Annotated in this window: 26 protein-coding genes; 1 reads left to right on the forward strand and 25 read right to left on the reverse strand. The window is 41.9% G+C overall.

Going from position 1 to position 21,896, the window contains the following annotated elements:
- From ACUW6H_RS03755 to budA, 9 genes are all read right to left on the reverse strand, one after another.
- Window positions 1-486, reverse strand: a complete 486-nt coding sequence (locus ACUW6H_RS03755) for an LURP-one-related/scramblase family protein (protein ID WP_454361365.1) — start codon at window positions 484-486, stop codon at window positions 1-3.
- A gap of 274 nt (window positions 487-760) precedes the next feature.
- Window positions 761-1,012 carry a hypothetical protein gene (locus ACUW6H_RS03760; RefSeq protein WP_454361367.1) on the reverse strand — a complete coding sequence of 84 codons (252 nt, stop codon included), beginning with the start codon at window positions 1,010-1,012 and terminating at the stop codon, window positions 761-763.
- A 148-nt stretch (window positions 1,013-1,160) separates the two neighbouring features.
- Complete coding sequence (locus tag ACUW6H_RS03765) at window positions 1,161-2,231, reverse strand: ABC transporter substrate-binding protein (RefSeq protein ID WP_454361369.1); 1,071 nt, start codon at window positions 2,229-2,231, stop codon at window positions 1,161-1,163.
- Window positions 2,228-3,001, reverse strand: a complete 774-nt coding sequence (locus ACUW6H_RS03770) for an ABC transporter permease (RefSeq protein ID WP_454361371.1) — start codon at window positions 2,999-3,001, stop codon at window positions 2,228-2,230. Before ACUW6H_RS03770 ends, ACUW6H_RS03765 begins: the two co-directional genes overlap by 4 nt.
- Window positions 2,998-3,804 carry an ABC transporter permease gene (locus tag ACUW6H_RS03775; protein ID WP_454361373.1) on the reverse strand — a complete coding sequence of 269 codons (807 nt, stop codon included), beginning with the start codon at window positions 3,802-3,804 and terminating at the stop codon, window positions 2,998-3,000. Before ACUW6H_RS03775 ends, ACUW6H_RS03770 begins: the two co-directional genes overlap by 4 nt.
- Complete coding sequence (locus tag ACUW6H_RS03780) at window positions 3,785-4,942, reverse strand: ABC transporter ATP-binding protein (protein WP_454361375.1); 1,158 nt, start codon at window positions 4,940-4,942, stop codon at window positions 3,785-3,787. Before ACUW6H_RS03780 ends, ACUW6H_RS03775 begins: the two co-directional genes overlap by 20 nt.
- 139 nt (window positions 4,943-5,081) lie before the next feature.
- Window positions 5,082-5,987 carry a UDP-N-acetylmuramate dehydrogenase gene (gene murB / locus ACUW6H_RS03785; RefSeq protein ID WP_454361377.1) on the reverse strand — a complete coding sequence of 302 codons (906 nt, stop codon included), beginning with the start codon at window positions 5,985-5,987 and terminating at the stop codon, window positions 5,082-5,084.
- A 111-nt stretch (window positions 5,988-6,098) separates the two neighbouring features.
- Window positions 6,099-6,851 (reverse strand): YhfC family intramembrane metalloprotease, encoded by a 753-nt coding sequence (locus tag ACUW6H_RS03790; RefSeq protein WP_454361379.1) that lies wholly within the window; start codon window positions 6,849-6,851, stop codon window positions 6,099-6,101.
- 9 nt (window positions 6,852-6,860) lie between these two features.
- A complete protein-coding gene (gene budA / locus ACUW6H_RS03795) occupies window positions 6,861-7,592 on the reverse strand; it encodes an acetolactate decarboxylase (protein ID WP_454361381.1) in 732 nt (243 codons plus the stop codon).
- Between the two features lie 145 nt (window positions 7,593-7,737).
- On the opposite strand from budA, the gene ACUW6H_RS03800 reads away from it, so the two are divergent.
- On the forward strand, window positions 7,738-9,009 hold the full coding sequence (locus tag ACUW6H_RS03800) for an aminotransferase-like domain-containing protein (protein ID WP_454361383.1): 1,272 nt from the start codon (window positions 7,738-7,740) through the stop codon (window positions 9,007-9,009).
- Window positions 9,010-9,029: 20 nt separating this feature from the next.
- On the opposite strand, the gene ACUW6H_RS03805 is transcribed toward ACUW6H_RS03800, so the two are convergent.
- The 16 genes from ACUW6H_RS03805 to hemW all read right to left on the reverse strand — a co-directional run bounded on the left by ACUW6H_RS03805 (window position 9,030) and on the right by hemW (window position 21,880).
- Window positions 9,030-9,845, reverse strand: coding sequence for an ABC transporter substrate-binding protein (locus ACUW6H_RS03805; RefSeq protein WP_454361385.1), 816 nt, complete (start codon window positions 9,843-9,845; stop codon window positions 9,030-9,032).
- 118 nt (window positions 9,846-9,963) lie between these two features.
- Window positions 9,964-10,431, reverse strand: coding sequence for an NUDIX hydrolase (locus tag ACUW6H_RS03810; RefSeq protein ID WP_454361387.1), 468 nt, complete (start codon window positions 10,429-10,431; stop codon window positions 9,964-9,966).
- 89 nt (window positions 10,432-10,520) lie between these two features.
- Complete coding sequence (phoU, locus tag ACUW6H_RS03815; protein WP_454361389.1) at window positions 10,521-11,174, reverse strand: phosphate signaling complex protein PhoU; 654 nt, start codon at window positions 11,172-11,174, stop codon at window positions 10,521-10,523.
- A gap of 11 nt (window positions 11,175-11,185) precedes the next feature.
- Window positions 11,186-11,944 carry a phosphate ABC transporter ATP-binding protein PstB gene (gene pstB, locus ACUW6H_RS03820; protein ID WP_454361391.1) on the reverse strand — a complete coding sequence of 253 codons (759 nt, stop codon included), beginning with the start codon at window positions 11,942-11,944 and terminating at the stop codon, window positions 11,186-11,188.
- Window positions 11,945-11,956: 12 nt separating this feature from the next.
- The gene (gene pstB / locus ACUW6H_RS03825) at window positions 11,957-12,760 is read right to left on the reverse strand and encodes a phosphate ABC transporter ATP-binding protein PstB (RefSeq protein WP_000049851.1); all 804 of its coding nucleotides are present in this window, start codon (window positions 12,758-12,760) and stop codon (window positions 11,957-11,959) included.
- Window positions 12,761-12,770: 10 nt separating this feature from the next.
- Entirely contained in the window at window positions 12,771-13,655 is an 885-nt protein-coding gene (gene pstA / locus ACUW6H_RS03830; RefSeq protein WP_049538312.1) for a phosphate ABC transporter permease PstA, read from the reverse strand.
- On the reverse strand, window positions 13,645-14,562 hold the full coding sequence (pstC, locus tag ACUW6H_RS03835; RefSeq protein ID WP_001070950.1) for a phosphate ABC transporter permease subunit PstC: 918 nt from the start codon (window positions 14,560-14,562) through the stop codon (window positions 13,645-13,647). The genes pstA and pstC overlap by 11 nt, the downstream gene beginning before the upstream one ends.
- Window positions 14,562-15,440, reverse strand: a complete 879-nt coding sequence (locus ACUW6H_RS03840; protein ID WP_096406576.1) for a phosphate ABC transporter substrate-binding protein PstS — start codon at window positions 15,438-15,440, stop codon at window positions 14,562-14,564. Before ACUW6H_RS03840 ends, pstC begins: the two co-directional genes overlap by 1 nt.
- A 212-nt stretch (window positions 15,441-15,652) precedes the next feature.
- Complete coding sequence (locus ACUW6H_RS03845) at window positions 15,653-16,957, reverse strand: RsmF rRNA methyltransferase first C-terminal domain-containing protein (protein ID WP_454361395.1); 1,305 nt, start codon at window positions 16,955-16,957, stop codon at window positions 15,653-15,655.
- On the reverse strand, window positions 16,958-17,731 hold the full coding sequence (locus ACUW6H_RS03850) for an inositol monophosphatase family protein (RefSeq protein ID WP_454361397.1): 774 nt from the start codon (window positions 17,729-17,731) through the stop codon (window positions 16,958-16,960).
- Window positions 17,721-17,999: a UPF0223 family protein gene (locus ACUW6H_RS03855; RefSeq protein WP_001041963.1), complete on the reverse strand. Its 279-nt coding sequence runs from the start codon at window positions 17,997-17,999 to the stop codon at window positions 17,721-17,723. The genes ACUW6H_RS03850 and ACUW6H_RS03855 overlap by 11 nt, the downstream gene beginning before the upstream one ends.
- On the reverse strand, window positions 18,000-18,401 hold the full coding sequence (locus ACUW6H_RS03860) for a Spx/MgsR family RNA polymerase-binding regulatory protein (protein WP_000631261.1): 402 nt from the start codon (window positions 18,399-18,401) through the stop codon (window positions 18,000-18,002).
- Window positions 18,402-18,621: 220 nt separating this feature from the next.
- A complete protein-coding gene (locus tag ACUW6H_RS03865; RefSeq protein WP_278276184.1) occupies window positions 18,622-19,239 on the reverse strand; it encodes a TIGR01906 family membrane protein in 618 nt (205 codons plus the stop codon).
- A complete protein-coding gene (locus ACUW6H_RS03870) occupies window positions 19,229-20,002 on the reverse strand; it encodes a TIGR01457 family HAD-type hydrolase (protein WP_278276185.1) in 774 nt (257 codons plus the stop codon). Before ACUW6H_RS03870 ends, ACUW6H_RS03865 begins: the two co-directional genes overlap by 11 nt.
- Complete coding sequence (locus ACUW6H_RS03875; RefSeq protein WP_454361400.1) at window positions 19,999-20,745, reverse strand: acyl-ACP thioesterase domain-containing protein; 747 nt, start codon at window positions 20,743-20,745, stop codon at window positions 19,999-20,001. The genes ACUW6H_RS03870 and ACUW6H_RS03875 overlap by 4 nt, the downstream gene beginning before the upstream one ends.
- Window positions 20,746-20,749: 4 nt before the next feature.
- Entirely contained in the window at window positions 20,750-21,880 is a 1,131-nt protein-coding gene (gene hemW, locus ACUW6H_RS03880) for a radical SAM family heme chaperone HemW (RefSeq protein WP_454361402.1), read from the reverse strand.
- Between the last annotated feature and the right edge of the window lie 16 nt (window positions 21,881-21,896).

The following is a 21,896-nucleotide window of genomic DNA, read 5'->3' on the forward strand; positions in this document are numbered from 1 at the left end:
CTAATTTGATTGGCTTTCCAGCATTTCCACATAGTCAATTGCGACACAGAGGGAAACGACTAAGTCTGCATAAGAGTCTTCATAGACGGTTACGGTGTAAGTTGAGGTCAGATGGAAAATCTCTTTCCGAATCTCGGCGACAAGCTGATCACGATCATCTAGCAATTTGAAATTCAAATCCCAGATATTGCCCTCGATACGAAGCCCGAGATCATCAAACTCATACTTATCTCGAAAGAAGGTCAACTTCTTACGAATGACGAAATTGGAACCGTTTCGTAACTGGATAGTAAAGCGAGGAAGCAAAGTGAAAAATTCTTTACTAATCTCACTGACTTGCTCACCATAGGCGTCATAGATAGTAAAGGTCTTAGGAATTTGGAAAAATGATCCCTCCACCTGATAGTTCACTACTCCTCTATCATCCTTGATATCGAAGCGTTCGCCTCCAAGACGAAACTTTTGTTTCACAAGAAATGTCTTCATAAACACCTCCAAAAATCAAAAGACAAGCCCATATCACGAAGGGCGAAAAACCGCGGTACCACCTTCATTCAATGAACTTGTCATTCTCTTATTCTTATGCAATTGTCTGATTGAGTAGCATGATTTCCTAGCTTAGATGGCTCGCAGCACCGCCATTTCTCTGGACTAAGACAACTGAAAATCAATTCTCAACTTTCTTATTATATCGTTTTTTTGAGTCTGCGTCAACTGGGAATCATCTCCATTGAATCAGACCAATTCCCTACATCCCTGATTACTTTTTGAGGATATATTTTTTCTTACTGCCATTTTTCTTTTTATCCCAACTTTTATCCCAAAGTTTTGAATTGTTAAAGATAGCTTCGAAAATATTTACAAATATAAAGTACCCTATCACCAAATGTATGGAATCCGTTGTTAGATATTGCCGATCCAAGCCATCCTTTAAATGGATAAGTATAGCTGTTTGTTGAACAATCAAAAAGGTTGGCCAATAACTTTTTTTGAAAAAAGTAGATATTTTCATCTTTGTTACCGCTTTCTATAAAGATAAGATTAGTATACTACCAGGTAAGAAAATAAGCAACTATCATAGAAAAACATACAGTTAGAAAAATTGCCTTCTATTAAGAAAACGAACCAGCTTGACTGATTCGTTTCGTGTCTGCTAACTTCTACTTCCGATACATTTTAAACTGTAGGAAGAGATCGCTATATTTGCCTGTCCATTTATGGTCAAATTTCTCATAAACTTCCAAGTGTTTCATGGTGTCAGCGTCTGGATAGAAGGATTTGTCTTCCTTGGTCTCCTCTGGGAGCATTTCCTTAGCTGGTAGATTTGGGGTTGAATAGCCCACATACTCCGCATTTTTCAGAGCACTTTCAGGTTTCAACATAAAGTTGATAAAGGCATAGGCTGCATCTTGGTTTTTCACGGTTTTTGGAATGACCATGTTATCAAACCAGAGGTTGCTGGCCTCAGTCGGAACGACATATTTGAGGTTAGGATTTTTCTCCAACATCTGGCTGGCTTCTCCTGAGAAGGTCACCCCGATAGCAGCATTGTTCTGAATCATGTAACCCTTCATCTCGTCCGCCACAATGGCCTTGATATTTGGAGTCAGTTTATAGAGCTTATCCACTGTCTCTTCCAACTGCTGAGGATCCTTGGAGTTGAGGCTGTAACCAAGTGAGTTAAGCCCGAGTCCCAGCACCTCACGCGCCCCATCAAAGAGCATGATGGAATCCTTGTATTCTGGCTTCCAGAGGTCATCCCAATGCTCAGGTGCCTTATCTACCATGGTTTCATTGTAGACAATTCCCAAAGTCCCCCAGAAGTATGGGATGGAGAATTTATTGCCCGGGTCAAAAGACTGGTTGAGAAACTCTGGTCCGATATTTTCGATTCCTTCAATTTTTGAATAATCCAGAGGGAGTAAGAGGTCTTCGTCCTTCATCTTGTTGATCATGTATTCACTTGGGATGGCAATATCATAGGTTGTTCCACCCTGCTTGATCTTGGTATACATGGCTTCGTTGGAGTCAAAGGTCTCGTACTGGACTTGGATCCCTGTTTCATCTGTGAATTTCTCCAAAAGTTCTGGATCGATATAATCCCCCCAGTTGTAGATAACCAGTTTTTGACTATCTCGACTGTTGATTTTACTGTCTAGATGATGAGCAATCCCCCACAAGACAAGGATAATCGCTGCAATTCCTGCTAAAAATGAATAGAGTTTTTTCATGCTTGCCCCTCCTTCTCACGTGAGATAAAGTAATAACCCACAACTAGGATAATACTAAAGAGAAAGACAAGTGCAGACAGTGCATTGATCTCTAACGAAATCCCCTTACGAGCGCGAGAGTAAATCTCGACTGACAGGGTTGAAAAACCATTTCCTGTTACAAAGAAGGTCACGGCAAAGTCATCCAGCGAGTAAGTAAAGGCCATGAAATAACCTGCAATGATAGACGGTGTCAGGTACGGTAGCATGATTTCCTTAAACATCTGAAACTGACTGGCTCCCAAGTCATAAGCCGCGCGAATCATATCATCATTCATTTCCTTGAGACGAGGCAAGACCATCAAGACCACAATAGGGATGGAGAAGGCCACGTGACTAGATAGAACTGTCAAAAATCCAAGTGAAAACTCAAGCTGGGTAAAAAGAATCAAGAAGCTGGCACCAATCATAACGTCTGGCGCAACCATCAAAATATTATTAAAAGACAGAAAGGCTTCTTGGAATTTCTTACGAGATTGGTAGATGTAAATGGCACCGAAAGTCCCGATAATGGTCGCAATCAAGGCTGATAGAAAGGCTAAGAAAAAGGTTTGAGTGAGGATTAACATGAGACGGCCATCACCAAACATGGTTTGAAAATGACTCAAGCTAAAACCAGTAAAGCTGTTCATATCATCGCCAGCATTAAAGGCATAGCCAATCAAGTAAAAGATTGGTAAATACAGGATGATAAAGACAAAGGCTAGGTAGAGATTGGCAAATTTTTTCATCGTTCTCTCCTTTCCTTGGTCACCCACATGGTGATGAACATGGTCAGGATGAGGATCACACCGATGGTTGAACCCATACCGAAGTTGTCATTTGTCAGGAAGTTCTGCTCAATGGCAGTCCCCAGCGTGATAACGCGGTTCCCACCAATCAAACGTGTCAGCATGAAGAGACTCAAGCTGGGGATAAAGACCGACTGAACCCCACTTCTCACTCCATTCATTGATAGAGGGAAGATAACGTGGCGGAAGGTCTCCCACTTGGTCGCACCGAGGTCATAGCTGGCATTGATGAGATTGTTATCCATATCATCCAAAACATTGAAGATGGGCAAAATCATAAATGGAAGCTCGATGTAGCTTGCGACAAAAATAAAGGAGAAATCCGTAAAGAGCAACTGCTGTGAACCGATTCCAATGAATTCCAAGAATTGGTTAATGGAGCCATTTTGACCAAAAATCCCGATAAAGGCATAGGCCTTAAGGAGCAAATTAATCCATGTCGGCAAGATAATCAGCATGAGCCAGAGTTGACGATGCTTGAGACGAGTCAAAAAGAGGGCTGTTGGATAGCTGATAAGCAGTGTTACCAAGGTCACAATCCCTGCATAAAGCACAGAGTTGAAGCTCATTTTGAGATAGGTCAAGTTTTGTGACGCAAAGTAGGATTTATAGTTTTCTAAACTGAATTGTCCTTCGATGTTGAAAAAGGATTGTCCAAAAATCAAGACCAAGGGTGCGAGAACAAAGAGGGCAACCCAAAGCATGTAGGGAACTACAAAGAGTTTAGAGGTTGTTTTCTTCATCTCTTTCCTCCTCGATCGCGTTAATCAGACCTGCTTCTTGCTCTTCGATTTCTACGTATTCTTCGATACGAGCATCGAACTCTTCTTCTGTTTCATTGAGACGCATGATGTGGATATCTTCTGGTTCAAAGTCCAGACCGATTTCCTCGCCAACGATGGCCTTACGAGTCGAGTGGATCATCCATTCATTACCAAGCTCATCATAGGCAATAATCTCGTAGTGAACCCCACGGAAAAGCTGGGTATCAACCTTAACTTGGAGCTTGCCTTCTTCAGGAAGAGTGATGCGCAAGTCCTCTGGTCGAATGACGACTTCGACAGGCTCGTTTGGCTTCATCCCACCGTCGACCGCTTCAAAGCGTTTACCATTAAACTCAACTAAGTAGTCCTCAATCATGGTACCTGGCAAGATATTTGACTCACCGATAAAGGTGGCAACAAAGTGGTTGATTGGCTCATCGTAGATATCAACTGGTGTACCAGACTGAACGATTTCACCGTCATTCATAACAAAAATCCAGTCACTCATAGCCAGGGCTTCCTCCTGATCGTGAGTGACAAAGACAAAGGTAATCCCCAATCGTTGTTGCAGTTCACGCAGTTCGTATTGCATGTCTGTCCGCAATTTCAAGTCCAGCGCTGACAAGGGCTCGTCCAACAAAACCACACGAGGTTGGTTGATGATAGCACGGGCAATAGCCACACGCTGACGTTGTCCTCCAGAGAGTTTACGGATGGAACGTTTTTCATAACCTTCTAGCTGAACCATCTTGAGAACTTCCGCTACGCGTTGTTCGATTTCTTTCTTGTAGATTTTACGCAAGCGGAGTGGAAAGGCAACATTTTCAAACACATTCATATGTGGAAACAAGGCATAGGATTGGAAGACCGTATGGACGTCTCGCTTATTAGTTGGGGTGTCGTTGATCCGTACCCCATCCAGTAGAATATCCCCTGTCGTCGCATCTAGTAAACCTGCAATGATGTTCAGGATGGTTGATTTCCCAGAACCAGATGCGCCTAGTAAGGTATAGAACTTTCCTTCTTCCAACTCAAAGTTAATGTCTTTGAGAACCTTGGTGTTGCTGTCTTCAAAAACTTTAGAGACGTTTTTGAACTCAATAATTGGTTTTTTCAATTCCTCTAAATTCCTTCTTCTTCGTAAATTAACAGATTGGGACCTTGTTAGAATGCTAGACAGAAGCGTAGGAAATAAAATGACCTAAACCTCATTTAGCGATAAAATCCCAATCTTTGAATGCTATGTAAAAATAATGTTATTCGTGTTCACCCAAGATACGAACTTCTCGCTCTAAGGTAACACCTGAATGTTCTTTAACTTTTTCAATGACAGACTCAATTAAGTCTTCATAATCTCTTGCAGTCCCATCGGCTACATTAATCATAAAGCCTGCATGTTTTTCTGAGACTTCGACACCACCGATACGGTAGCCCTTCAAACCAGCCTCTGAGATCAACTGACCTGCAAAATGCCCGACTGGACGCTTAAAGACTGAACCACAAGATGGGTATTCTAAAGGTTGTTTGAGTTCACGTAGGTGAGTCAAGCGGTCCATTTCTTGCTTGATAACCTGGTGATTTCCAGGTGCAAGGGCAAATTTAGCTGACAAGACAATGGCCCCAGAATCCTGAATAGCTGAATGGCGGTAACCAAAAGCCAAGTCCTTAGCAGACAAGGTCTCGATTTCCCCTTCCTTGGTCAAAATTTGACAAGACTGCAAGATATGGGCAATCTCTCCTCCGTAAGCACCCGCATTCATAAAGACAGCTCCTCCGATGCTTCCAGGAATCCCACAAGCAAACTCAAAACCAGTCAAACTATGACGAAGGGCAATACGTGTTGTCTCGATCAAATTAGCACCCGCTTCTGCTTCAATAGTGTAGCCATCAACTGAAACGTTATTAAGCTTATCGCATAAGATGACAAAACCACGGATTCCACCTTCACGAACGATGATATTGCTGGCATTCCCAAGCACCATCCAAGGAATATTCTCTTTATTTGCAAATTGGACGACACGCATCATCTCATAGCGATTGCGTGGCAAAACTAGATAATCCGCTCGACCTCCAACCTTGGTATAGGTATAGGTCTTCAAAGGTTCCTTAAAACGAATATCAATTCCTTCTAAGATTTCAAGCATTTTTTCTTTTACTGACATGTCACTCTTCCTTTTTCAAAATTCATTCCATTATACCATTTTTAGAGACATTTGACGACCATAAAAAGAGCTAGTTTTATCTTTACATAAAAAAAGAGGTTACCCCTCTTTTTATGATTTTTTCCAAAATGTAGATTTTGTTAGCCAGATAAAGACTAGAAGTTCTACGAAAAGAATGAACTCAACTAGAAGCGGGTTTGCAATCCAGCCTACCTGAGATAAGGCCGGAGCCAAGTCAAACAAGGCATGCAAACCATAGGCAGCAAGGAGGTAGATCCATTTCTTTTGACGAACACTTTGATAGACCCAGATAGAGAGACCAATTTGCAGAACCAGAGCAAGCACACGCTCAACTCCTAGTAAATAAACCTGCCAAACCGATAGAGACTGAACCGTTTCGAGTGTAGACTTTGGAAGGAGATTGGCTACATCAGTATTTGAAGACTGAATGAGTGAAAAGAGAATCAACAAACTGATCAAGCTTCCCATTCCGAGATAGAGCATCTCCAAGCCCCCATGTCCCAAACCATAAGCCAAAGCATCTCGATCTTCTAGCTTTCTCTTTTTCTCCAACCATTTAAAAAAAACAAGACGAGCTGTTTCCTCAAAGAGGGCAGCCATGGCGATTCCATAAAGGACATATAAGAAAGGCTGCTCCTGCATGAGCGGAATGGTTCCATCTTTTTGCGGATGGAGTACCAGAAGGTGAACCATCTTCTCTATCACTTGAGAAGAAACAAAAAATGCGATTGCCCCCAAGCCCATCACTGCAAGAGAGATTTTAAACCGTTTTTTGGCATACCAAGTTCCACCTACTAGAATGAGAACTAAAGCGATCATGGTGAGGATAATATGTAATGTCATCTTTTTCTCCTATTCTGACTTATCAATGTCTTTCTTCATCTCGTCAACGTTAAATTTGGCGAATAAATACTGGCGATCTTGTACTGGAAAACGTTGGTCCAACTGGTCGACTGCCCCAACCTCAATCATTCCTTCTTTGATAACAAAGTCCATCACATGCCCACCAAAGGTCAAATCATCTGAGATAAAATGTAAATGGTAGCCTGCAACACTCACTCCATGGAAAATCTCCGGTGTCCAAAATCCAACGATGGTTCCCGATACATTTTCACGACTATATTCAGGCTGATGGGTAGCAACCTCCACAAACTTGGTGTCTGTTGTTGATTTGGGAATCATTCGTACATGCATGTGGGCAAAATCCCCATGAATCTTGATGGAACGAAAGAGATTTTCCCCATCATAGTAGGACTCAATTCGCTTTTCCAATTCCTTATCTGTCATCTCAAAGCGCTGACGGAAAATCACTTCTGCCTGATGGGGAACAACTGCCGCATAAGGGATAAGGGCATCAGGTGAAACTTCTACAATTTCAGGTTGTTTCCCTGAACCCTTGGCTTGATAAGCCTTGCCATCAAGGACAATCAACTCCCCATCAATCGAATCAAGGGTTCCCAAACCAAGGTCACCATGTTCCAACAATTCTCCCACTGTCATGGTTCCGCCATAGAGACCAGCCATTAAGGCACCTAGAGTATTGTATTGAAATAATTTTACTGGTTCCTGCACTTTTCTATCCATTCTCTTTCTTATCTTCTGTTCAATGAATCATCATACTTTCTAAGTATACCACATTTGCTCCTAGATGTGAAAGGGAGAAATGCTTTTCCCATTGCCAAGTAGACAAAAAAAAGGTACAATGTAACAAAATCAACGGAGGTCTGGAATGAAGAAAGAAAGTAAATACCAAGCAGTCGTTTCCTTTCTCAAAAAAGGTATCGAATCAGGAAAATTTCCAACAGGTAGCCGGCTTCCCTCCATCCGTCAACTGAGTCTGGACTTTCATTGTAGCAAGGACACCGTCCAACGAGCCCTACTAGAATTGCGCCATGAACAATACCTCTATGCCAAACCCCAAAGTGGCTACTATGTTCTAGAACAAGGACCGCATCAGGACTTGGAAATCGAAGTCACTGACGAACACGCCAGTGCTTATGACGACTTCCGACTCTGTGTCAATGAAACCCTGATAGGCCGAGAAAACTACCTCTTCAACTACTATGACAACCAAGAGGGCCTTGAGGAACTCAGACAATCTGTCCATCAACTTCTTTTCAACCAAGCCCTCTACTGCAAACCCGACCAACTGGTTCTAACATCTGGTACCCAGCAAGCTCTCTTTATCCTTTCTCAGATTAACTTTCCGAGCGAGGGAGAGGAGATTTTGGTTGAACAGCCGACTTACCACCGAATGAATCGTCTCTTGGTCGCTCAAGGATTGGCCTACCAGACCATTGAACGCCGAATTGATGGCATTGACCTTGAAGAACTGGAAGAACAGTTCAAATCTGGGAAAATCAAGTTTTTCTATACCATTCCTCGCTTCCACTATCCCCTAGGCCATTCCTATTCTGATCAGGAAAAGAGGGCTATTCTGGATCTAACAAATCAGTATGGTGTATATATCGTCGAGGATGACTATTTAGGGGACTTAGATCCTAGAAAGGGTCAAACCTTCCACTATCTGGATACTGAGGATCGAGTCATTTATATCAAGTCCTTCTCAACCAGTCTCTTTCCAGCCCTTCGTATTACCGCTCTCATTCTTCCAAATGCCCTAAAAGAGGCTTTTGTTTCCTACAAAAATATCCTGGACTATGACAGCAATCTCATCATGCAAAAGGCTCTTTCTCTTTACATCGATAGCCAGTTATTTGAAAAAAATCGACTGGCCAGACTGACCCTTCAAGAGAACTATCAGACTCGGATAAAGGAAGTACTTGAAAAAAACACCTGTCCCTTGCCCCACTATCCACTACATGATGGCCTTCTCCTTGATTTAAGGACCTATCCTAAAATTGCCAGTTTAAAGCATGGCTCACTCAAACTAGACTTCTTTGAGAAGGCTTATTTGGATGCCTGCCCTTATCAGTTCGCCAAAGTCTCTCTTGAAAATCTTGAAGCACTATTACAATACATAAAAGCAGAATTGGATTAAAGTCCAACTCTGCTTTCTTTTTATTGTTCAACTTCTGTTAGTTTCGCTGCTTTTTCTAGATAGGTTTGATAGGTTCCGTCATCTTTCAGTTTTTGGATAACCTTATCGACTACTGCTTTCAAGTCTGATTGATTCTTCTTGATGGCAACGGCATTGGCTTCGCCATCTTTCATCGTCAAAGTAGCTGTTGCAACGACAAGGTCGGAGTTTTTACCAGCGTAACTAAGAGCCACTGGTTCATCCATATGAACAGCATCCACTTTCCCAGCCTGCAATTCATTGACTGCTTCACCCATATTGGTCAAGGATGTCAATTGAGCATTTGGCAATTGTTCCTTGACCATGGTTTCTGGAACAGTTCCCTTTTGAGCTGCGATATTGGCACTTGCTAGGTTTGAAAGATCCTTGAACTTGTCTAAATCGGCTTTTCTAACCAAGAAACTCATCTTGTTTTCATAGTAAGGAATTGAAAAATCAAAGACTTCCTTTCTCTCATCAGTGGCACTAATTCCTGCAATAGCCAAGTCAGCCTTTCCAGTTTGAAGACTGGTCAAAACATTGTCAAAACTCATACTAGAGATTTCAAGTTTAACCCCAAGTTCATCCGCAATCGCTTGAGCCATATCAATATCTGCACCAACCACTTGGTTTTTACCATCAACCAAGTCTTGGAATTCAAATGGCGCATAGTCTGGGCTAGTCGCCACAACTAGCTTCCCTTTTTGTTTGATAGCATCCACAGCAGACTGGGAACTATCCGTACTGGATTGACAAGCTACTAAAATCATGCTGGCTAACATGCTACACACAACTAATATCCATTTCTTAAATTTCATAAATAAACATCCTTTCTGTTATTTCTGAATAATTATAACTCATTTGAAAGTGCTTGTCAACGTTTTTCTTGCATTTTCATAAAATATAGTTACAAAAAATAGAAATTCAGAGATTAGTTTATCTATCTATTGGGAATTTATTTTCAAAAAAATCATTTATCATATCTTGATGTTGTTGGTTTACAATTTCAATATTTTGTATGTCCATATGATCAAATAATCCTAATTCTAAAGTTTCATCACTTGAAAAAAAATTTGTAGAAATAGAATTTTCAGATGAAACTAAATACAAAATTGTAAGCACTTGAGCCTCATCGCCATTCGGATAACTATCTGAATATTTAGTATAAACATTTAAGAGTTTTTCCGCTCTCACTTCGATTCCCGTTTCTTCATAAAACTCTCGCACTAAAGCTTCTAAAGCCGATTCACCTAATTCAATAGCACCACCTGGTAATCCCCACGTTCCTTTATCTGCTCGTTTTTGTAATAAAATTTTTCCTGATTGACTTAATATTCCACAGGTAAAATTTAAAATTATTTTATCTTTCCCAACTTTTTTTCTTATATTCTGTATGTAGTTCATTACTCACCTCTGATAAAAGAAACCATCAATACAACGAAAGCTTACTATTAAAAAGTAAGCTTTCACAATAATTTTATCATTTGAATACTTTATAATTCTACAATCTTACCTGTTTCAAAGTAAACAACCCATTCACAGATATTTTTTGCGTAGTCTCCGATACGTTCCAAAAAGGAAATAACCTGAAAGTAATCGCGTCCTGTAACTATAGCTTCAGGATTTTTCTTGATTTCTTCTGTAGCCAATTCACGAATGCTGTCAAAGTAATGGTTGATTTTTTCATCCATAGCCGCTACTTCGTAGGCTTGATCCACAGTGCCGTTCAGGTAGAGATCCAGAGCTGCTTCGACGAAGTTCTTCACATCGCGACCCATCTGTTTGATTTCTTCTTCAACGGCAGGGATACGTTGCTCCCCTTTCATACGAATGGTTGCCTCAGCGATAGAGACTGCATGGTCTCCCATGCGTTCGACGTCTGAAACCGCCTTGAGAACGGTCAAAACTGTTCGAAGGTCCTGAGAAACGGGTTGCTGAAGGGCAATGATTTCAAATGATTTCTTCTCCAGCTTAATTTCATATTCATTCACTTCCACATCTTTGTCGATAACTTCTTTAGCTAGATCACGGTCATGAGTGACAAAGGCACGCACTGTACGATTGATCTGCGAAAGCACTTCTTGTCCCATTGCGTAGAACTGGTTGTGCAATTTCTCTAAATCTTCTTCAAATTGAGATCGTAACATCATTCAACTCCTTATCCAAATTTTCCTGTAATATAATCTTCTGTTTCCTTGTTTTGTGGGTCTAGAAACATCTTCTTCGTATCGTTAAACTCGATCAAATCCCCATCTAGGAAAAATCCTGTTTTATCAGAGATACGAGAGGCCTGTTGCATGGAACGCGTTACCAAAAGCATGGTGTATTTATCTTTCAGACCATACAAGGTTTCCTCAATCTTACCAGCCGAGATAGGATCCAAGGCTGAAGTTGGTTCGTCCAAGAGGATAATTTTAGGGCTGGTTGCCAAAACACGGGCAACACAGACACGTTGCTGTTGACCTCCTGAGAGACCAATAGCCGAATCATGCAAACGGTCCCTGACTTCATCCCAGATAGAAGCACGTTGCAAAGCCGTTTCTACTGCTTCATCAAGAACTTGCTTGTCCTTAACCCCATTGATACGTAGACCATAGACAACATTTTCGTAGATAGACATAGGGAAGGGATTGGGTTGTTGAAAGACCATACCGATTTCCTTACGCAATTCAACCGTATCAGTGCGAGGACTGTAGATATTGTGACCATTATAGACCACTGATCCAGTTGTTGTCACCTCAGGATTTAAATCTCCCATGCGGTTGATGGCTTTGAGTAGGGTGGACTTTCCTGATCCAGATGGACCTATCAAGGCCGTTATTTCCTTAGGTTGGAAAGAAAGGGAAACACTATTCAAGGCCTTCTTTTTATTGTAATAAACGGACAGGTCTGACACCTGTAAAATCGCTTCTGACATACCGTTTCCTTTCTAACCAAAGTGTCCCGTTACATAGTCATTGGTTGACTGTAACTTAGCATTTTGGAAAATATTGGATGTCTTATCATACTCAATCAAATCACCCAGGTAGAAAAAACCTGTGTAGTCACTTGCACGCGCAGCCTGTTGCATACTGTGGGTAACGATGATGATGGTAAAATCTTTCTTCAACTCCAACATGGTTTCTTCCAGTTGAGCTGTCGCAATCGGATCCAAGGCTGACGCTGGCTCATCCATCAAGAGAATATCTGGCTTGACAGAGATAGCGCGAGCGATACAAAGCCGTTGCTGCTGACCTCCAGAAAGCATCAAGGCTGATTTGTGCAAATCATCCTTGACCTGGTCCCAAAGGGCAGCTTGACGGAGAGAAGTTTCCACAATTTCATCCAAGACCTTCTTATCCTTAACACCTGCACGTTCATGAGCAAAAGTGATGTTACGGTAAATAGACTTAGCAAATGGATTTGGACGTTGGAAGACCATTCCGATATGCTTGCGCATCTCATAGACATTGATTTCTGGACGATTAACGTCAATTCCTCGGTAGAGGATTTGACCTGTGACCTTGGCAATATCAATAGTATCATTCATCCGATTGAGACTGCGAAGATAAGTAGATTTCCCTGATCCAGACGGACCAATCAAGGCCGTTATTTTATTTTTTTCAAATTGCATATCGATGCCCTTGATGGATTCATTTTTACCATAGTAAACATGTAAATCCTTGGTAGAGAGGGCCACTTTTTCTTCAGGAAAGGTGATGATATGCTTTTCATCCCAGTTATATTTTGACATGGCTTCTCCTTTAGGCAGCGGTTAATTTCTTATGTAAATAGCTTCCGAGTTTGCGAGCTCCAAAGTTAAAAATCAAGATAAAGATGAGGAGCACAGCAGCAGAACCTGCTGATACGATGGCACCATCTGGGATGGTTCCCTCGCTATTGACTTTCCAGATGTGGACAGCCAAGGTTTCTGCTTGTCGGAAGATTGAGATAGGGCTGGTAACACTGAGGATATTCCAGTTAGACCAGTCAAGGGCTGGAGCGGATTGTCCTGCCGTATAGATCAGAGCAGCAGCTTCACCAAAGATACGACCAGATGCCAAGACAACACCTGTTACGATACCTGGTAGGGCTTCCGGAATAACAACATGAACCACAGTCTCCCAACGAGAAATTCCGAGGGCCAAGCCAGCCTCACGTTGCGTATGGTGAACGTGTCTCAAACTGTCTTCAACATTTCGAGTCATCTGAGGGAGGTTAAAGACGGTCAAGGCCAAGGCACCCGAGATAATCGAAAATCCATACTCAAACTGGACTACAAAGATCAAGTAACCAAAGAGCCCCACAACGACCGACGGTAGAGAAGACAAAATTTCGATACAGGTACGGATGAAATTGGTCACAGGACCCTTTTTGGCATATTCAGCAAGGAAAATCCCCGCTCCCATGGATAAAGGAACAGAAATAACCAAGGTAATGACCAAAAGGAAGAAGGAATTATAAAGCTGAATCCCGATACCTCCGCCTGCTTGATAGGAAGAAGATTTCCCAGTCAAGAAGGACCAAGAGATGTGGGGCAAACCACGAACTAGGATATAGAGAATCAAGGACGCCAGAATGGTCACGATGATACCCGAGATGGTATAGAGGACAGCTGTTGCAAGTTTATCTAATTTCTTAGCGTGCATAGTTTTTCTTTCCTCTTTCTTTCGTAATCAATTTAATCACACTGTTAAAGGCCAAACTCATCAAGAGCAAGACTAAGGCCAGTGACCAGAGTACGTTATTATCAACTGTACCCATGACGGTATTTCCGATACCCATAGTCAAAACAGAAGTCAAAGTCGCAGCTGGTGTTGTTAGCGAGGTTGGGATAACTGCTGAGTTTCCGACCACCATCTGAATAGCAAGGGCTTCACCAAAGGCACGCGCCATCCCAAAGACCACTGCTGTAAAAATACCTGAACGCGCTGCTTTCAAGGTCACACGCCAGATGGTTTGCCAGCGAGTCGCTCCCATAGCCAAACTAGCTTCGCGGTAGTGACGGGGCACAGCACGCAAGCTGTCTGTTGTCATAAAGGTAACAGTTGGTAGGATCATGACAAAAAGAACGAAAATCCCTGACAAGATCCCAAAACCAGTTCCACCAAAGATGCTACGAACAAAAGGCACCACAACTTGCAAACCGATAAATCCATAGACGACTGAAGGAATACCTACGAGGAGTTCAATGGCTGGTTGCAAGATTTTTGCACCCTTTGGTGATACTTCTGTCATAAAGACTGCAGCACCAATAGCAAAGGGAGTTGCGATGAGGGCTGATAAAATCGTCACAATAAAGGAACCCAAAATCATCGGAAGGGCACCAAATTGTTTCCCTGAAGGATTCCAAGTCTGTCCAAAGAGGAAATCAAAGATGTTCACTCCATTGACAAAGAAGGTCGACAAACCTTTTTGGGCTACAAAAATCAAAATCATGGCCACAATGATAACAATCAAAGAAAGGCAAGTGAAGGTCAATCCTTTACCAAACTTCTCAAGGCGAGAGTTCTTTGAAGGAGAGAGTAATTTTTTAGATAATTCTTCTTGATTCATTATTGACCTCCTTCTACTGCTGTAACGGTACCTGAAGCATCCTTTTGGACTTTCATCTCATTAATGGAAATATAACCCATTCCCTTAACAATTCCAGTCTGGGCTTCGTCTGAGAGGATGAATTTTAAAAATTCAGTCGCCAACTCATTCGGCTGACCTAGGGTATACATGTGCTCATAAGACCACAAAGGCCAGTTGTTGGTTGTTACATTTTCAGTTGTTGGCTCATAGCCATTGAGCTTCATGGTCTTGACCGAGTCATCTACATAGGCAAAAGCCAGGTAAGAAATGGCTCCAGGTGTTTGGGATACAATCGACTTGACCATCCCGTTAGAATCCTGCTCTTGGCTCTGCATAGCCGCTTGACCATTCATTACGACATTGTCAAAGGTTGCTCGCGAACCAGAACTTGCTGCACGGTTAATAATCGAAATTGCAAGGTCTTTGCCCCCAACCTCTTTCCAGTTAGTCACTTCACCGGTAAAGATTTTACGAAGTTGCTCAATTGTCAGATTTTCAACAGTCACTTCTTTGTTCACAATTACTGCCAGACCAGCTACTGCAACCTTATGGTCCACAAGCGCTGAAGCGTCAATTCCAGCTTTTTCCTCAGCAAAAACGTCAGAGTTACCAATATCAACCGCTCCTGACTGCACTTGAGAAAGTCCTGTTCCCGAACCTCCTCCTTGAACGTTGACTGTTTTTCCAATGTTTCTTGAACCAAATTCGTCAGCTGCTGCTTCGACCAGAGGCTGAAGGGCAGTTGAACCGACGGCTGTCATGGTTTCTCCACGATCAATCCAGCTTGCACATCCCGCTAGAGACCCTGCAAGCAAAAGTGTCGCAAGAGATAGGACGAGCTTTTTTCTTTTTTTCACTATTTTTCTCCTTGAACATAATGATGAATGTTCTGATTTCTTTCAGTTCCTATCATGACAATTAGTGATGATAAGATTTGGTTTACGATTTATAGACTGGAAGCCCCTTGAAGACCAGTCGGTTCATCACATAATATAAGTAAAAATGAAAGACTATCAGAAAAAAATCATACTTCCAATATAACATAGAATAGATTCTTTGACTAGTTTTTTCACTTGAATCTGAGGCCTTTTGGATAATAATTTTTTAAAACATTTCCAGTAACTTTTGCAAAGCCCAGACCGTTTCCTTGAACCACAACTTGATACCAGCCATTTGGTAGACTTTCAGCTAGCTGAACTGTTTCCCCAGCCACATATTTTACAAAGTCCTCACCATTGATTTCGACCCTTTGTTTCACCTGACTTGGTTTTAAGGCTAGTCCCAGAGCAAAGCTTGGTTCGAAGCGTTTCTTCTTAAAAGTACCCAAATGAAGTCCATTTCGGGCAATTTTGAGTTTCCCTAGATCAGGTAGCATCTCTGGCAAAAGATAGAGCTGATCTCCAAAAGTTTGTAAAAGACCAGTTAGTGATATTTTGAGATGTTTTTGGGCAAACTCTTGCCACAAGTTCTGCTGTTCGCGACTGAGATTGATCTTGCAGGGTTTGAATTTGGGTGTTGGATTTTCTCCCTTAAACTGCAAATGGGCAACAAACTGACCTTCTCCCTTAAAATGGTGTGGGTACATCCGAGCCGTTTCAGGAAGATCAATTCCTGCTACCATACCGTTCACATGCTCGACTGGAAGTAGATCAAAATCATAAGTATCTAGTAACCAGTGGACAATCTCTTCGTTTTCCTCTGGCGACCAGGTACAGGTCGAATAAACCAGACGGCCACCTTCTGCCAACATGGTGACTGCATCTTCTAAAATTTCTCTTTGGAGACTAGCACATTGGCTAGGATAGTCGATGTTCCAATAATCCATGGCATCTGGTTGTTTACGGAACATCCCTTCCCCCGAGCAAGGAGCATCAAGGACAATCACATCAAAGTATCCTTTAAAGACCTTGGCTAAGCGATCCGCAGATTCATTGGTCACGACTACGTTTGTAGCTCCAAACCGCTCCATATTTTCCACTAAAATCTTAGCCCGCTTGCTTGAAATTTCATTGGAAACAAGGATACCCTGATTAGCCAGATAAGCTGCCAATTGAGTGGATTTCCCACCTGGCGCTGCCGCCAAGTCCAAGACCTTCATACCAGGAAGGGGCTGAGCTACCTGGGCCACCATTTGGGCTGCAGGCTCTTGCGAATAAACGAAACCTGTCACGTGCTCTGGAGACTTTCCAGAGACCTTACCATAATGCCCCCAAGGTGTATGAGGAATAGCATCCGCAAACGATAGCTGACTTTCTTTTAAGGGATTAACCCGAAAAGCCGATACTGCTTCCTGTTTAAAAGAGGCAAGAAAATCTCTTGCCTCATCTTCTAGTATCGCTTCATATTTTTCAACAAATCCTTCTGGAAATTGCATTTAGTTCTCTTTCCTTTCGTAGATATAAGACTGAATCTCTTCTTGCATCTCGATTGGCACCATCATGACAGGCTGACGCGTTTTAAAATCAGCAGGTTCACCCGATACCGTAAGAAGACGATAGCCCAGACTTTCCCCTAGGATACTTGCAGCAGCGTAATCCCAAGGTTGCAAATAGGTAATATAAGTCAGCAGACGACCAGACAAAACCTTGGCAAAACTAATGGCTGCACTACCATAGACACGAACTCCCAACGCTGCTCGACCCAAATCCGCCAAGCCCCATTCATTGGTTTCAAACATGCCTGAGTTACCAGCCACTAAAAATTCTTGAAGAGGTTTCTTTTTAAAAGTTGGTAAGGTCTCATTATTACGACATGGAGGAAAGTCACCACCACCATGGTAACAATCCCCTTTCATGACATCATAAATGATACCAAATTTCCCAACCCCATTCTCAAAGTAGGCCAACATCACGGCAAAATCTTCCTGCTGGGCGACAAAATTATTGGTACCGTCAATGGGATCAATCACCCAAACATTCCCCTGGCCGACTGCCGTACGCAAACAGCCCTCTTCTGCGCAAATCAAATCTTCTGGATAAGATACTAAAATTCTACCAACCAAGAGATCCTGAACTTCCTTATCCAAACGCGTCACCAAGTCGGTAGGGGAAGATTTTCGCTCGACCTTCAGATCTTCTTGCATGTGGGCCAAAATGTAATCTGCAGCTTCTTGCACAATCTGTTTGGCAAATTCAAATTTAGTTTCCAAGAGAAATCTTCCCTTCTCTTTTTTCTTTTGCTAATTGAACTGCATGATAGAAGGAATAACCGCTCGCTGTCTCAAATTCACGACCTAAGCGTTTTTCTTCGCTTTTGCTCGGAACCACAGACTTAAATTTCTTGTAAGAATCTAGCAGTTTTTTTGCTTCTACCTTATCTTCATAGGCAGCTTCAACATCATTAAAAAAAGAAAGCACTGAAGCAAGTTCTTCAGTGCTCCACGACAAATCTAGTGGGTAACTATACTGTTTGTTCATCTATCCAATACCAGCTCTCAATGTTGCTTCTTTCAATTCTTGTTTACGGTAACTACGAGGGAGAAAAGCACGAATCTCATCTTCATTAAAACCGATCTGCATGCGTTTGGTATCTATAATAATTGGGCGACGCAAAAGACTAGGATATTGCTCAATCAACTGAAGCAACTCCGATACCGAAATACTCTCTACATCAATATCCAATTTTTGGAAAATTTTTGAACGAGTTGAAATGATGTCATCAGTACCATTTTCGGTCAAGGAAAGAATGTGTTGCAATTCTTTTCTTGTTAAAGGACTGGTCATAATATTATGCTCTTGAAAGGGCACTTTATGCGTCTCTAACCAGGCCTTTGCCTTACGACATGATGTACAGCTCGGTGATAAAAATAGTGTAATCATGCTTTTCTCTTCTTTATCTAAACTTTGCTGTTTCTATTATACAAAAAAATAAGGCGCTTGGCTAGCTATTTTGGGAAAAAAAGCCTATTTTTTCATAGAAAATAGGCTTTTTCTGATAGAATTTGAAGGCTTTACAAATTTATCTTTAGGATAACCTATCAATAAAAATGAAAGCGATTAGATTCTCTCATTATTTATTAAAAGTACAGAATGTTATCTACTATTTTCTTAAAGCTTTGACAAGAAGGAAACTGAATATTCCTTCATACAAAACAAAGAAAAGTACAAAGGCATGAAGAAAGAAAATCTCTGGTAAAATCAGAATAACTCGATCCTTTGCTGGATCAAAAAGCCAAGTATCATCTCCCCAAAAGAGAATCTGATGGAAAAGCGTAAAAAATTGCTCGAACCCAATCAACACTCCTACAAGCCCAATGGCGAGAGGCAATAGCACTAGGGTCAGGATACTTTTACGATATAGTGCTAAAAAGCCTTTTTTGACAATCTTTTTAACAAAGAAATAGAAACTTGGAAGTGTCACCAAAGTGACCAGCTGAACCAAGTGGAAGAGATTCTTCACCACCGCAAAGTGGTGTAAACCAGCCGCTGACGAACGGAAATCTGGCATCTCTAAGACCTGACTAAAGGGATTGGTCAGGTAATTCATCAAGATATGAAAATTGTACTGAATGGTTTCGGGCTTTAGATAGACTCGATCCGCTAAGTTCAGCCACTGAATCTCCATGGGATAGAAAATCCATGCCAGATAAATGGTTAAGAGAATAGAAATGGAAAGGAGAAAGAGCATACTTCCCCAAAAAGTCAGTTTAGTTCTCATCAAAATTCCACTCCGCAAGGCTAGACACCACATGAGTTGGTGCGATTGGCAGGTCCGCTACTTCTTCTGCCTTGGTAAAACCTGTCGTCACCAAGAGCGTTGGAATACCATTGTCAATCCCTGCTCGGATATCTGTCAGGTAGTTGTCCCCAACCATAAGCAATTCTTCTCTTTTCAAACCCAAGTGCTCAACCGCCTTGTCCATGATGATGGCATTCGGCTTTCCGATATAAACCGGTTTGACCCGTGTTGCCACTTCAAGCAGGGTTACCAGTGAACCAGCTCCTGGCAAGAGACCACGTTCCGTCGGGATATTGAGGTCTGGATTGGTTCCGATAAAGTGGGCACCCTTTTGAATGGCTAGAGTTGCTGTCGCAAATTTTTCATAGTCGACTTGCCAGTCCAGTCCAACTACCACATAGGCTGGGTTTTCCTTGTCTTCGACATAACCAGCTGCCTGAATGGCATCCTTGAGTCCTGCTTCTCCGATGACATAGACCGTCTTTTCCAGTCCCAAGTCATTCATATAGTCGATGGTTGCCAAAGTTGCCGTGTAGACAGTTGATAGAGGCGTGTTGATATTAAAATTCTGAGCCAACATCTCTTGAACACTCTCAGGAGTACGAGTTGTATTATTGGTCACAAAGAGATAGGGAATTTCTCTTTTTTGTAACTCATGGACAAAAGCCTCACCCGCCGGAATCCGGTCTTTTCCCTTGTAAATGGTTCCGTCTAAATCAATTAAATAACCTTTATATGTCATCTCTCTTTAGTCCTTTTTATTTCTTGCCAAGTAATCATAGCTTGGGCATTGATCTCACCATCACTGATAATCTGATGCTTGCTTTCTAGTCCCTTGAGTTCATAAGCTGAGGCAATCATGCCACCTGGTCGCACTTCTTTGACATATTTGAGATTGATTTTCTTTGGAATATACTTGGTCAAAAAATCTGCTCCCATAACCTCAAAAATCCAATCCAGGTATTTGCTGTTATTGACATGACCATTCATATCCAAGTCGTAAAAACGAACATGGTAGTCTTTACTGATCGGATCTTCTAGATTTGGATACTTTGGCCCACGGATGAGTTTTTTATCAAACTCAGACTGATAAGGAGCAACAATCTCCGGTTCGACAGTATGAACTTTCCGACTGTCTCTGTCCATAAGAACAAAGGTTGCTAACATGCGAATGATTTCTTGACCTGCTTCATCATAGATAGTAAAACGGCGGTAGCAAAAAAGACGATTGTAAGTCAATGCTTCTGTTTCAATCGTAATCTCCTCAGCAAAGCGAGGCAAGCGAACCACGTCAATCGCATAATCTGTAATAATCCAGACCAAATTGTAACGTTCTAACATATCCTTGTCACTAACTCCCAGTTCAATCGATTGCATACCTGATACTTGCAGGGACAGCAAAATCACATCTGGAAGTTTGATATGACCGTTCATGTCCGCCATATCAAAAGGAATTTTCATTTTCATTTGATAAGTTAAGCCCATTGTTCTACTCCAAAATAAATCGTTCTGCTACAGTGTCTCCCAAGAAAAGACCCCTCTTTGTCATTCGGACACGATCACCGTCGATCTGCATGAGTCCTTGTTGAACCAAATCTCTGATGATCTCGCCATAAAGTCCATCAAAGGATCGTCCAAATTTTTCCTCAAATCGCGCCATAGAAACCCCGGATTTTTTCCGGAGGCCTAGGAACATTTCTTCTTCCATCTGCTCCTTTTGAGTCAGGTGTTCTTCTGTTATCCGAGCATCTCCTGTCTCTACTGCATTGAGATAGTGGCGGATAGGACCGTGGTTTTTATAACGAATTCCGTCCACATAACCTGAAGCACCCGCACCGATACCATAATACTCGGCATTATCCCAGTACATGAGATTGTGGCGACTTTCAAAGCCAGGCTTGGAGAAATTGGAAATCTCATAATGCTCAAAACCAGCTCGCTCCAGTTCCGCGATGATGTACTCAAACATCTCCGCTTCCAGTTCCTCCTTGGGCAGGGGCAATTTCCCACGTCGCATGCGGTTCATAAAGACCGTATGGTTTTCCAAAATCAAGCTATAAAGGCTCATATGAGGAATATCAAGCGAGATAGCCTTAGCTACATTGTCCTTGACCTGAGCCATAGTTTGACCTGGTAGAGCGTAGATTAGATCGATGGAGATATTGTCAAAACCAGCCAGTTTGAGGCGATCGATATTTTCATAAATATCCTTCTCCAGGTGACTACGCCCAATCTTTTTCAGCATTTTGTCATCAAAAGTCTGCACACCCAAGGAAACACGATTGACTGGCGACTGTTTCAAAACTGCAATCTTATCTGCGTCCAAGTCTCCTGGGTTGGCCTCAATAGTCAACTCTTCCAAAACTGACAAGTCTAGATTTTTAGTCAAGCCATCCAAGAGCACTTCTAATTGCGGAGCGGACAAAGCCGTTGGCGTCCCACCTCCAATATAGAGAGTTCGTAACTTTTGGATATCATAAGAACGAAACTCCTCTAGCAGATGCTCCAGGTAACTATCTACTGGTTGATTCTTGATAAATACTTTTGAAAAGTCACAATAATAACAAATCTGTGTACAAAAGGGAATATGCACGTAGGCGGACGTTGGTTTTTTCTGCATAGTATTTATTATACCA

It is taken from the genome of Streptococcus sp. 151470009-6, assembly GCF_053628175.1.